Genomic DNA, 12787 nt, shown 5'->3' with positions numbered 1-12787 from the left:
GAGCAATTCCAGGAAAAGTGTGAGCGGTTTTCTGTCCGGAATTGCGTCAAAACAAAGAGATAGAGCGGTTCGCCGTTTCTGTGAAACGGTGAAACGCTCTAGGGATCCCGGACTTGGCTGCCTTCGCGACCGCCTATCAGGCGCCGCGCGCCTGCAGCCATCTGAGCACCAGCGTTTCTTCCTCGTCGAGGCCGGATATCCGGCGTTTGCGCTTGTTGGCCCCGGCCATTTCGTCAAGCAGGCACCCTTCGGACCATGCCTCGAACACCAGCGGATGGATGTAGCATTTGCGGCAGACGGCACGGGTATTGCCCAACCGCTCGGCGACCTTGTCGACGACACTGTTGATCATCCGTTTTTGCTGCGTCTTGCTTTCCGGCAGCTCGGTCCCGACAAACAGCGACGCCGCATGGATCGTGCCGCCCCAGGTGCGGAAATGCTTTGAGCTGAAATCGGCGCCGGATGCCTCGCGAATGTAGCGGTTGACGTCCTCCGAGCGCACCGGCCACCGGTCGCCATCCTCGTCGAGATATTGGAACAGCTTCTGCCCGGGCAGGTCCTGGGCGCCGCGCACGATCTTGGCGATGCGGTGATCGACCAGCTTCAGCTTCCATTCCTTGCCCGACTTGCCCTTGAAGGCGAAGCGCAGGCTGGAGCCCGTGATCTCGACATGGCGGTCGCGCAGCGTGGTCAGCCCGAAACTCTTGTTGTCCCGCGCATAGGCGGCGTTGCCGATGCGGATAAGAGTGTTGTCGAGCAACCAGACCACCGAGGCGACGACGCGCTCCATGGGCAGACCGTGGCGGCGCAGGTCCGCATCGATCCGCAGCCGCAGCGCGGGCAGGCTTTCGGCGAAAGCGACGAGGCTGGAATATTTGACGCCGTCGCGCTCCTCGGTCCATTGCGGGTGATAACGGTACTGTTTGCGGCCGCGTTGATCCCGGCCTGTCGCCTGGATATGGCCGTCCGGATCGGGCGAGATCCACACATCCGTCCAGGCCGGCGGAATGACGATCGCCTTGATGCGGGCAAGGGTCTGCGTGCTGACCGCGCATCCGTTCGGACCGACATAGGAAAATCCCTTGCCTTTTCTCAATCGTCGGATGCCGGGATCGGCATCGCTCACATAACTGAGCGACGCGCGCTCGGCCGAATCTTGCGCACCGTTCCTTTGGGTTTCCTCGTTCCGCGTTGAACGGACCGAGGACAATTGCGAATGCTGCAACATGCCGGCTCCGCGAAATTATCCGTAGATAAAGCCGCTCGCCGATGACTGGTTCCGGATGCAAACGGCGGTGCGCATCATCGACGCCGTTGCGTCAGGCTGCCACCGGGATGACGTCGACCGCCTGCTCGCCGACCTGACCGCCCGTCGTCTTCAGCACGCCGACGATCGGCGCCACGTCGGAATAGTCGCGGCCGTAGCCGACGGTGATATGGTCGTTGCTCGCCCGCATGCCGTTGGTCGGGTCGAACTCCTGCCAGCCGGCGTCGCGTCCGCACCAGACCTTGACCCAGGCATGCATGGCATCCGCGCCTTCGAGCCGGGGCTTGCCCTTCGGCGGGATCGTGCGCAGGAAGCCGCTGACATAGCCGGCCGGAATGCCAAGCCCGCGCAGGCCGGCGATCATGATATGCGAGAAATCCTGGCAGACGCCGCGTTTCAGCGCAAAGGCGTCGCTTGCCCGCGTCTGCACCGTGGTTGCCTTGCCGTCATAAGTGAAATCGCGATGGATGCGGTTGCACAGATCAACCGCCGTGGCGACGGTTGACCCCGGCAAACTATCCCGCGCATAGGCCGTGATCGCCGCGTCGATGCCTACATGATCGCTGGCGGCGAGGAAATGATGCGGCGCGGACGGCGAGAGTGACCGCACCAGATCGAGCTCCGACCTCAGCCCGTTTATATCGGGCGAGACATCGAGACCCGGCTCGGGCCGCGAGACCGAAACGCGCGCGCTCATTCGGATGTCGAGCGTCTCATGCGCGTCGCGAAAGGCGATCGATGTGACGTTGTTGCCGAAGAAATCGGAAAAATCGGCACGTTCGGCGGGCGACGGCTGGAAGGACAGCGAGGCCGCGATCACGCGCTGCACGCCGGCGATCGTCTGCGGCATGACGCGCACCTGGTGCCGTCCGCCGCCGGCGGCGGCGGCATAGTCGTAGTGCAGATGGAGTTTGATGTCGTAGAGCATTAGAGCAATTCCAGCAAAAGTGCGTAGCGGTCGGGCTCGGCGACTTCGCCGTAGCCTTGCGTCCGAAATTGCGCAAAAACAAAGAGATAGAGCATTGGAGGCGACCCTTTTCGCTGGAAATGCTCTACCCGAAATAGGCTCTTGCGAGGCTGTTGTAGAGATCGCCGATCTGGCCGGCGAAGTCGTCGAGCACTTTGGCGCTCATATCCGACGGCTCCATGACGGCGATTGCCGTGTTGAGCTGCAGGATTTCCTTGGCGGCGGGCGACATATGTCCCTCGCCGCCGATCGAAGGCAGCATGCCGATCTCGGCCTTCAGCCGCTCGAGCTGGAAGAGGATCGAGCGCGGGTTGAGCGGGTCGAGCGCGAGCAGGTCGATCACCGTGCGCCGCCCGGCCTGCACCGGATACTGCCGGCGATGGGTCATGACGCTGTCGCCGATCTCCAGCATCATGTCGAGCGCCCCTTCCGGCGCCCCGTTCCTTGTCAGCTGGCTGAGCGTACGGGCGATCTGGATGCCGCGTTCCAGCCTGCGGCCGATCTCCAGGAAGCGCCAGCCGGTGAAGCGGTACATGTTCTCGTGCAGCAGGCCGGAAAAGCCGGCGAGCTTGCGCAGCATCACCGTCATTGCCCGCGTCGCGTCGTCTCCGGGCGCCACGGTGCCGGCAAATCTATGGATGGTCTTCGACAGATCCTTCAGCGCCAGCCAGCCATCTGGCGAGAAGCGGTCACGGATTTGCCCTGCGCTGTAGACTGCGCTGTCCAAAGTGTCGATCAGCCCTGACGGGATCGCCGACTCGACCTCGATGCCGAACGGCTCCAGATAGTCCCTGATGTCGGCAAGCAGCGGCATCTCGGGGTCGGACGTCTCCGCCAGCCTGACGTGATAGGCGCGCAGCACCCGCACTGTGTCTTCAGAGCGCTCGATATAGCGGCCGAGCCAGGTCAGGTTCTCCGCCGCGCGGCTGGGCAGGCTGCCCGGCATGGTGCGGGTGAATCCGTCATGCTCCTGCGGCAAGAGCGTCTCGCGCTCGACCGGCCTGTCGCTGACCACCCAGACATCCGCCGCCTGGCCGCCGCGCTGCATGGCGATCGCCGTCGGGTCGAGCGAGAAGCCGACACGGGCGAAGCCGCCGGGCATTACGCTCCAGCCTTCTTGCGTTCGCGCCAGATAGACACGCAAACTGGCTGGCCTAGGCTCAAGCCGGCCGTCGACAAACACCGGCGTGGTCGAGAGTGTCACCGCTTCCTGGCCGACAAAGCCGGCGCCGTCGGCTTCGATCCGCGCGACAAGCTCCGCCCGTTCCCCCGCCGAAAGCGCCGAACCGAGCCTGGTCGCGCCATCGTCCTCGAAGGCGAGCCGCGTCGACAGCGCCGGGCCGACCACCATATGGTCGATATTGGCAAGCACGTGGTCGCGTTCGTTCTGCTGCCCGCACCACCAAGTGGCAACGTTCGGCAACGACAGATCTTCACCTTGCAGTTCCCGCGCGATCCTGGGCAGGAAGGAAAGCAAGGCCCGCGTTTCCACCAGGCCGGAACCCAGCGCATTGACGGCCGAAACGGAGCCGCGCCGGATCGCCTCGACCAGCCCCGGCGTGCCGATCTGCGAGTCCGGCCTGAGCTCCAGCGGATCGGCGAAGGCCGCGTCGAGCCGCCGCCACAGGACGCCGATCGGCAGCAGGCCTGAAACCGTTCGCACCATCAGCCTGCCGCCGGAAACGGTCAGGTCCTCGCCCTCGAGCAGCATGATGCCGAGATAGCGGGCGATATAGGCGTGCTCGTAGTAGGTTTCGTTGAGCGGTCCCGGCGTCAGGATGGCGACACGGCCGCCCGATTCCCTCGCCATGCCGTTCAGCGCATCGCGGAAACGACGGAAGAAGCCGGCCAGCCGATGCACATGCATCTCGCCATAGATATCCGACAGCGCGCGCGTGGTGGCGACGCGGTTTTCCAGCGCGAAGCCGGCGCCGGACGGCGCCTGGGCGCGATCGCCCAGCACCCACCAGCGCCCGTCCGGGCCACGGCCGAGCTCGAAGGCGACCATATGCAGGAAATGCCCGTTCGCCGGCCGGACGCCTGCGACGGGGCGCAGATATTCGGAGCTCGCCGCGATCAGCCCGGCAGGCAGGATCCCCTTCTCGATCAGCCGGTTCGGCCCATAGATGTCGGCCAGGATGGCCTCGAACAGGTCGGCGCGCTGGACGAGGCCGGCACTGATCTCGGCCCATTCCTTCTCGTCGATCAGCAGCGGGACATGCGCGAGCGGCCATTCCCGCTCATTGGCCCCGGCCTGCTCATAGACGCGGTAATAGACGCCGGCGTCGCGCAGATACTGGTCGGCGCGGGCAAACCGCTGTCCAAGCCGTTCCGCACCCAGATCGTCGAGCGCGTCGATGAAGAAGCGCCAGGCCGGACGCGGGCTGCCCAACGCGTCGACCATCTCGTCGACGACGCCTTCGATCGGCCGGTAGCGTTCCAGCAGGCCCTGCGCCCGCGCCCTGCCGCCTGCCCGTCTCTGATTCCCCTTGGCCATTGTCGATCAGAGTCTCGCCGGCCGCCTGAGGTCAAGGGTCATGGGAAACTCTTCAGAGGCTTCTTCGTCACGCAATACATAGCCGCCCGGCGTATGGCCGCGCGGTTCGAACCGGGCAAGCCGTCGCGCCTCGGCCTCGTTGCCGTTGACCGGGAAGGTATCGTAGCTGCGACCGCCCGGATGCGCGACATGGTAGACACAGCCGCCGACCGAGCGCCCCGACCAGCGGTCATAAATGTCGAAGACCAGCGGCGTGTTGACCGGCAGGGCCGGATGCAGGCCGGAGGCCGGCTGCCAGGCCTTGAAGCGCACGCCGGCCACCGCGACCTCGCGGTTGTCGGTGACCTTCATCGGCACCAGACGGCCGTTGCAGACGATGGCGTGGCGCTCCGGATTGAACCCTTCGGTCCGCACCTGCAATCGCTCCACGGAAGAATCGACGAAGCGGACGGTGCCGCCGATCGCGCCCTGCTCGCCCATCACGTGCCAGGGCTCCAGCGCCTGCCGCAACTCCAGCTTGACGCCGGCATGTTGCACCTCGCCACAGAACGGGAAGCGGAATTCGAGCTGGGCGGCGAACCATTCGGGACGGAAGTCGAAGCCGTTCAGCTTCAGATCCTCCAGCACGTCGAGGAAATCCGCCCAGACATGATGCGGCAGCATGAACCGGTCGTGCAGCGACGTGCCCCAGCGCACGAAACGGCCGTCGAGCGGGTTCTTCCAGGCCCGGGCGATGATGGCGCGGACCAGAAGCTGCTGCGCCAGGCTCATACGCGCATTGGGCGGCATCTCGAAACCGCGGAACTCGACCAGCCCCAGCCGCCCGGTAGGCCCATCCGGCGAGAACAATTTGTCGATGCAGATTTCCGAACGATGCGTGTTGCCGGTGACATCGGTCAAAAGGTTGCGGAACAGCCGGTCGACCAGCCACGGCAAGGGCGCCGCGCCCTTGTCGGGATACGGCACCTGCGCCAACGCGATTTCCAGCTCATAAAGTGAATCGTGCCGCGCCTCATCGAAGCGCGGCGCCTGGCTGGTCGGGCCGATGAACAGGCCCGAAAACAGATACGACAGCGACGGATGCCGCTGCCATTGCAGCACCAGGCTCTTCAACAGGTCCGGCCGGCGCAGAAACGGACTGTCATTCGGCGTTGCGCCGCCAACCACGACATGGTTGCCGCCGCCGGTGCCAGTGTGGCGGCCGTCGATCATGAACTTGTCGGTGCCGAGCCGCGATTGCCTTGCTTCCTCGTAGATCGCGGTGGTGGTGGCGACGCATTCCCGCCAGTTGGCGGCAGGATGGATATTCACCTCGATGACACCCGGATCCGGCGCGACACGGATGACGTTGAGGCGCGGATCCTGCGGCGGAGCGTAACCCTCGATATGCACCGGCAGGCCGATGGCCTTGGCCGCGTTCTCGGCCGCCGCCACCAGTTCGAGATAGTCTTCCAGCGCCTCGACCGGCGGCATGAACACGCACAGCCGCCCATCGCGCGGCTCGACCGAAAGCGCGGTGCGCACCGCGCCACCGATCTCGGTGATCTCCTGCTCGACGCGATCCTGCTGGCCGGTCGCCGCGGTGAAGGACGCGGCCTGCTGGCGGCGCGCCATTTCGTCGGCGCCTTCAGGCTCCGCCGTGCCGACCCCCGGCAAGATAGCCTCGCGCGCCGGCAGCGGCCCACGCGGCAGCGACGGATCGACCGGCACGATATAGGGGAACTGCGCCGGCGGCACGTAAGGCAGCGTGCCGAGCGGCAGGCGATAGCCGACCGGGGAATCGCCCGGCACCAGGAACAGGCGGCCGCGCCGCGTCTTCCATTTTTCCGAGCGCCAGCGATGTCCAGCGGCCTGGCTGTTCCAGCGCTGCACGGGCAGCACATAGCCTGATGGCTTGGTCAGGCCGCGCTCGAAGACGCGCGCCATGCGGCTGCGCTCTTCCGGGTCTTCCAGCTTCGAATTGGACGGATCGACATTGTCCGGCAGCTTGCCTTCCTTGAGCAGCCATTCGCCAGGATCCTCATAGGCCTCGCTGACCATCGCCTTGTCGATGCCGAGCTCGCCGGCGATAGCCGTCAGCAGGCTCTCGGCCTGCTGCGGCCCGACCTTCGCGTCACTCTTTTCGCGTGCGATCAGCGACGGGTCGCTCCATACCGGCTCGCCGTCGGCGCGCCAGTAGAGCGAGAAGGTCCAGCGCGGCAGGCTCTCGCCCGGATACCACTTGCCCTGGCCGTAATGCAGGAAGCCGCCCGGCGCGAAGCGCTCGCGCAGCCGGCGGATGAGCTGGTCCGCCTTGTCGCGCTTGGTTGGACCGACGGCCGCCGTGTTCCATTCGGCGGATTCGAAATCGTCGATCGACACGAAGGTCGGCTCGCCGCCCATGGTGAGCCGCACGTCGCCGTCTTTCAGCACCGCGTCGACCTTTTCGCCCAATCGATCGAGCGCCTGCCAGCTTTCGTCCGAGAATGGCTTGGTGATGCGCGGATGCTCGGCGATGCGGTCGACCCGCATGTCGAAGCCGAAATCGACATTGGCGAAGCTCGCCATGCCGGAGATCGGCGCGGCATTGCGGAAATGCGGCGTTGCGGCGAGCGGCACATGGCTTTCGCCGGTGAGCAGGCCGGAAGTCGGGTCGAAACCGATCCAGCCGGCGCCCGGAATATAAACCTCGCACCAGGCATGCAGGTCGGTGAAGTCGACAGCGGTTCCCGGCGGTCCGTCGAGCGAGACGAGATCGGGCTTCAACTGGATCAGATAGCCGGAGACGAAGCGTGCGGCGACACCCAGATTGCGCAGGATCTGCACCAAGAGCCAGCTCGAATCCCGGCACGAGCCCTTGCCGGCGGCCAGCGTCTCCTCCGGCGAGAACACGCCCGTCTCCATGCGCACGATATAGGCGATCTCGCGCTGCAGCCGCGCATTGAGGTCGACCAGAAAATTGACGGTGTTTGTCGGGCTGCGGTCGATCGTCCGAAGGAATGCTGTCAACAGCGGCCCGGGCGGCTCCGGCGCGCGGTAGATGGCGAGGTCTTCCCTGATCTCTTCGGGATAGTCGAACGGAAAGGTCTCGGCGCTCTCCTCGACGAAGAAGTCGAACGGGTTGTAGACCGTCATGTCGGCGACGAGGTCGACCTCGATTTTCAGTTCCGTCACCGGCTCGGGAAAGACGAAGCGGGCGAGGAAGTTGCCGTAGGGATCCTGCTGCAGGTTGACGAAGTGGTTTGCCGGCTCGACCTTCAGCGAGTAGCTGAGCACCTTGGTACGCGAATGCGGCGCCGGCTGCAGCCTGATCACCTGGGGACCGAGCACCACCGGCCGGTCATATTTGTAATGGGTCAGGTGATGGACGGCTGCCAGAATTGCCATGGTGCCCCGGGTTCGGCGTTTCAGTCGCCGAACCCTGACATAAATGCTGGTCATTCTCCAAGCAGAGATGTTGCGCTGCACCTAATTTAAGCAGCGTTGCCAGCTTAGAAAAACGCCTGGATACCCGTCTGCGCCCGTCCCAGGATCAGCGCATGCACATCATGCGTGCCTTCGTATGTGTTGACCGTCTCCAGATTCTGCGCGTGGCGCATGACGTGGTAGCCGATCTGGATGCCGTTGCCGCCATGCATGTCGCGGGCCTGGCGGGCGATGTCGAGCGCCTTGCCGCAATTGTTGCGCTTGACGATCGAGATCATCTCCGGCGCCATCTTGCCTTCGTCCATCAGCCGGCCGACGCGCAACGAGCCTTGCAGGCCGAGCGCGATCTCGGTCTGCATGTCGGCGAGTTTCTTCTGGAACAGCTGCGTGCCGGCGAGCGGCTTGCCGAACTGTTTTCTGTCGAGGCCGTATTGCCGCGCCCGCTGCCAGCAATCCTCGGCCGCACCCATGGCGCCCCAGGAAATGCCGTAACGCGCCCGGTTGAGGCAGCCGAACGGACCGCCGAGGCCCTTGGCATTGGGCAACAGCGCGTCCTCGCCGACCTCGACGCCCTCCAGCACCACCTCGCCGGTGATCGACGCGCGCAGCGACAGCTTGCCGCCGATCTTCGGCGCCGAAAGTCCCTTCATGCCCTTTTCCAACACGAAGCCGCGGATCTCGTCCTTGCCGTTGTCGCCCTTCAACTTCGCCCAGACGACGAAAACGTCGGCGATCGGGGCGTTCGATATCCACATTTTGGAGCCGGAGAGCTTGTAGCCGTTCGCCGTCTTCTCGGCGCGAGTCTTCATGCCGCCCGGATCGGAGCCGGCATCCGGCTCGGTGAGGCCGAAGCAGCCGATCCACTCACCCGACGCCAGCTTCGGCAGGTATTTCTTGCGCTGCGCTTCCGAGCCATAGGCATGGATCGGATACATCACCAGCGAGGACTGCACGCTCATCATCGAGCGATAACCCGAGTCGACGCGTTCAACTTCCCGCGCGACCAATCCGTAGGTCACGTATCCGGCGCCGAGCCCGCCATACTCTTCCGGAATGGTGATGCCGAGCAGGCCCGCCTCGCCCATCTCGCGGAAGATCGACGGATCGGTCTTCTCGTCGGCATAGGCTTCCTCGATGCGCGGCGCGAGCTTGTCGGCGGCGAAGGCGGCCGCGCCGTCGCGCACCATGCGCTCATCCTCGGAAAGCTGGTCCTCGATCAGGAAAGGATCGTTCCAGACGAAGGCGTTCTTCTCGGCGGCCATGGCCAACACTCCCGGCAAATTCTTGGATTGCCCGGCTTATCGGCCTCCACGTGCAAAAAATCAAACGAAATTGCATCACGGATCAATGAGCGTTAGTAATGGATCATGAACGTCCAGCGCCGCCTTCTGCCGAACACCGCCGCCCTTGCTGCCTTTGAAGCCGTAGCGCGCCTCGGCTCCTTCACCGCCGCCGCGCGTGAACTCGATCTGACTCAGGGTGCCGTCAGCAAGCAGATAAGCCTCTTGGAGGAACAGTTCGGCCGGACGCTATTCGAGCGTGACAGCCGCAATGTCCGCTTGTCCGCTGCAGGCGAGGTCTATACCGAGGCGGTGCGTTCCGCACTTGGCCAACTGCGCGACGCAGCACTTGTATTGATGAGCAATCGGCATGGCGGTGTCCTCAATGTTGCGATCCTGCCAACCTTCGGCACACGCTGGCTGATGCCGCTGATCCCGGATTTCGTCGCCCGCCACCCGGACATCACCATCAACTTCGCCACCCGAATCGGACGGTTCGATTTCGCCCGCGAGCGGCTGGACGCCGCGATCCATCACGGCATGCCCGACTGGCCGGAGGCCGACTGCACGCTCTTGATGCGCGAAACCGTGATGCCGGTCGTTTCGCCCGAATTCCTGGCCGCCCGCGCCGTCGCCACGCCGGCCGATATCGGCCGCATGCCGCTGCTGCATATGGCAACGCGCCCCGGCGCCTGGAGCGAATGGTTCGAGCATCAGGGGCTCGAGGCGCCGACCGGTCCCGGCATGCAGTTCGAGCAGTTTGGCACCGTCGCCCAGGCCTGCATGGCCGGGCTCGGCGTGGCGCTGTTGCCGGAAATCCTGATCGCCGGCGAACTGCAGCGCGGCCAATTGGTGCCCGCGCCTGGCCAACCGATGCAGAGCCGCAGCGCCTATTACCTCGTCGTGCCGCACGACAAGCGCGGCCACCCGCCGGTCGCCAGTTTTCGCGACTGGCTGCTGGGTCAGATCGGCAAGGAGCCGGCTGTCCTGGCCTGGTAGCTACTTCCGCTTCATCGCCTCGGCGAGCGCCGCGCCAAACGCGCCCTGTGACGGCCGCTCCGGCTGGCGCTGCGGCGCTGGCAAGCGCGGCGCCGGCTTGCCGCCGCCATTGTCGCGTGGGCCTCTCGGCGCTCCGCCCTCGCCGCCGTCCTTGCGCATCGACAGCCCGATGCGCTTGCGCTTGATGTCGACATCGACGACCCGTACCTTCACGACATCGCCGGCCTTCACCACCTCATGCGCGTCCTTGATGAAGCGGTCGGCCAGTTGCGAGACATGCACCAGCCCGTCCTGGTGCACGCCGATATCGACGAAGGCGCCGAAGGCCGCGACATTGGTGACGGTACCCTCGAGCAGCATGCCCGGCTTCAAATCCTTGATGTCGTCGACACCGTCGGCAAAGGTCGCCGTCTTGAAGCCGGGGCGCGGGTCGCGTCCAGGCTTTTCCAGCTCGGCGATGATGTCGCGCACCGTCGGCAGGCCGAACCGCTCATCGACGAAGACGCGCGGATCGAGCGCCTTGAGTGCGGCGCTGTCGCCCATCAGCGCGCGCACGTCGCGGCCGCAGGCAGCGACTATTCTTTTCGCCACCCCATAGGCTTCCGGATGCACCGATGACGCATCGAGCGGCTCTGCGCCGCTCGGGATTCGCAGGAAGCCGGCGCTTTGCTCGAACGCGCGCGGCCCGAGTCGCGCCACCTTGAGCAAATCCTTGCGGCTGGCAAACGGCCCGGCCGTGTCGCGATGCGCGACGATCGCCTCGGCGAGCGACGGCCCAAGTCCCGATACGCGCGCAAGCAGCGGCGCCGAGGCCGTGTTGAGATCGACGCCGACCGCGTTCACCGCGTCCTCCACCACCGCCTCCAGGGAGCGGCCAAGCCGGTACTGGTCGACATCATGCTGGTATTGCCCGACGCCGATCGATTTCGGCTCGATCTTGACCAGTTCGGCCAGCGGATCCTGCAGGCGCCTGGCGATCGACACCGCGCCGCGCAGCGAGACATCCAGGCCCGGGAATTCCGCCGCTGCCGTGGCCGAAGCGGAATAGACCGAGGCGCCGGCTTCGCTGACGATGACCTTGAGCGGCTTCGGTCCGGTAGCGGCCGGCAGGTCCGACAGCATGTCGGCAACTAGCTTCTCGGTCTCGCGGCTGCCCGTGCCGTTGCCGATCGAGATCAGCTCAACCTTGTGCTGGCGGATGAGGGCGGCAAGTTCGGCCTGCGTGCCGCGCACGTCGTTCCTTGGCGGGAACGGATAGACGGTCGTCGTCGCCACCAGCTTGCCGGTGCCGTCGACCACCGCAACCTTGACGCCGGTGCGGATGCCTGGGTCGAGCCCCATGGTTGGCCGCGAGCCGGCGGGCGCGGCAAGCAAAAGGTCCTTCAGGTTGCGGGCAAAGACATGGATCGCCTCTTCCTCGGCCCGCTCGCGCAAATCGCGCATCAGGTCGAGCGTCAGATGCAGCGACAGCTTTATCCGCCAGGTCCAGCCGGCCACCTCCATCAGCCATTTATCGCCGGGCAGGCTGCCGCCGATCGCATAGGCATTGGCGATCATGCGCTCGACCGGCTTCACCGGCGATTGATCGTCTGCATCGACCTCGATGTCGAGCGACAGCACTTCCTCGTTGCGGCCGCGCAGCGTGGCCAGGGCGCGGTGGCTTGGCACGCCCGCCCAGCGCTCGACATGGTCGAAATAGTCGGAGAATTTCGCGCCGGCCTCCTGCTTGCCGTCGACGACCCTCGCGCGCAGGAAGGCGCGTTCCTTCATATAGGCGCGCAGCTTGCCGACCAGATCGGCATTTTCGGCGAACTGCTCCGACAGGATGTCGCGCGCGCCTTCGAGCGCCGCCTTGGCGTCGGCCACCTCTTCCGTGACATAGGCGAGCGCAAGCTCGGCCGGAACTTTCGAGCGATCGGCCAGAATCGCCTCGGCGAGCGGCCCGAGCCCGCGCTCCCTGGCGATCTCGGCCTTGGTGCGCCGCTTCGGCTTGTAGGGGAGATAGATATCCTCGAGTTCGGCCTTGGTGCTTGCCGCCGCGATCTTGGCTTCCAGCTCCTCGGTCAGCTTGCCCTGCTCGCGGATGGAACTGACGATCGTCTCGCGCCGCGCGTCGAGCTCGCGCAGATAGGAGAGCCGCTCGGAAAGGTCGCGCAATTGCGTGTCGTCGAGCCCGCCGGTGACTTCCTTGCGGTAACGCGCCACGAACGGCACAGTCGCGCCCTCGTCGAGCAGCCCGATTGCCGCCGCGGCCTGCTCCGGCCGCGCGCCGATCTCGGCCGCGATGATTGCTGCGATGCGCTTGATGTCCGATGCCATGCTGGTCCCTGCGGAAAAGAGCGGCGACCATAGGCCGGGAGAACCGCTACGCC

The 12787-nt window shown here is 65.5% G+C and carries 7 protein-coding genes; 1 reads left to right on the top strand and 6 read right to left on the bottom strand.

Annotated elements, in window-relative coordinates:
* Positions 1–136 precede the first annotated feature (136 nt).
* The 5 genes from FJ956_RS03690 to FJ956_RS03670 form a co-directional block, all read right to left on the bottom strand.
* The gene (locus FJ956_RS03690) at positions 137–1228 is read right to left on the bottom strand and encodes a DNA topoisomerase IB (RefSeq protein ID WP_140677963.1); all 1092 of its coding nucleotides are present in this window, start codon (positions 1226–1228) and stop codon (positions 137–139) included.
* A gap of 91 nt (positions 1229–1319) precedes the next feature.
* Entirely contained in the window at positions 1320–2195 is an 876-nt protein-coding gene (locus FJ956_RS03685; protein ID WP_140677965.1) for a transglutaminase family protein, read from the bottom strand.
* Positions 2196–2319: 124 nt separating this feature from the next.
* The gene (locus tag FJ956_RS03680; protein WP_140677967.1) at positions 2320–4731 is read right to left on the bottom strand and encodes a circularly permuted type 2 ATP-grasp protein; all 2412 of its coding nucleotides are present in this window, start codon (positions 4729–4731) and stop codon (positions 2320–2322) included.
* Positions 4732–4737: 6 nt separating this feature from the next.
* A complete protein-coding gene (locus FJ956_RS03675; protein WP_140677969.1) occupies positions 4738–8097 on the bottom strand; it encodes a transglutaminase family protein in 3360 nt (1119 codons plus the stop codon).
* Between the two features lie 104 nt (positions 8098–8201).
* On the bottom strand, positions 8202–9398 hold the full coding sequence (locus FJ956_RS03670) for an acyl-CoA dehydrogenase (protein WP_140677972.1): 1197 nt from the start codon (positions 9396–9398) through the stop codon (positions 8202–8204).
* A gap of 105 nt (positions 9399–9503) precedes the next feature.
* On the opposite strand from FJ956_RS03670, the gene FJ956_RS03665 reads away from it, so the two are divergent.
* Complete coding sequence (locus FJ956_RS03665; protein WP_140677974.1) at positions 9504–10415, top strand: LysR family transcriptional regulator; 912 nt, start codon at positions 9504–9506, stop codon at positions 10413–10415.
* Here the strand turns inward: FJ956_RS03665 and FJ956_RS03660 are convergent, their stop codons facing one another.
* Positions 10416–12734, bottom strand: coding sequence for a Tex family protein (locus FJ956_RS03660; RefSeq protein ID WP_140677976.1), 2319 nt, complete (start codon positions 12732–12734; stop codon positions 10416–10418). It lies immediately after the preceding gene.
* Positions 12735–12787: the final 53 nt, after the last annotated feature.

It is taken from the genome of Mesorhizobium sp. B2-4-3 (assembly GCF_006442815.1).
Taxonomy (GTDB): domain Bacteria; phylum Pseudomonadota; class Alphaproteobacteria; order Rhizobiales; family Rhizobiaceae; genus Mesorhizobium.
Note: the sequence above shows the minus strand (reverse complement) of the source record. Positions and strands in the feature narration are given on the sequence as shown.

Excerpts from the sequence above, each read along its gene's own strand:
- FJ956_RS03685 (WP_140677965.1), bottom strand. The coding sequence starts at position 2,195 with ATGCTCTACGACATCAAACTCCATCTGCACTACGACTATGCCGCCGCC.
- FJ956_RS03675 (WP_140677969.1), bottom strand. The coding sequence starts at position 8,097 with ATGGCAATTCTGGCAGCCGTCCATCACCTGACCCATTACAAATATGAC.
- FJ956_RS03670 (WP_140677972.1), bottom strand. The coding sequence starts at position 9,398 with ATGGCCGCCGAGAAGAACGCCTTCGTCTGGAACGATCCTTTCCTGATC.
- FJ956_RS03680 (WP_140677967.1), bottom strand. The coding sequence starts at position 4,731 with ATGGCCAAGGGGAATCAGAGACGGGCAGGCGGCAGGGCGCGGGCGCAG.
- FJ956_RS03660 (WP_140677976.1), bottom strand. The coding sequence starts at position 12,734 with ATGGCATCGGACATCAAGCGCATCGCAGCAATCATCGCGGCCGAGATC.
- FJ956_RS03665 (WP_140677974.1), top strand. The coding sequence starts at position 9,504 with ATGAACGTCCAGCGCCGCCTTCTGCCGAACACCGCCGCCCTTGCTGCC.
- FJ956_RS03690 (WP_140677963.1), bottom strand. The coding sequence starts at position 1,228 with ATGTTGCAGCATTCGCAATTGTCCTCGGTCCGTTCAACGCGGAACGAG.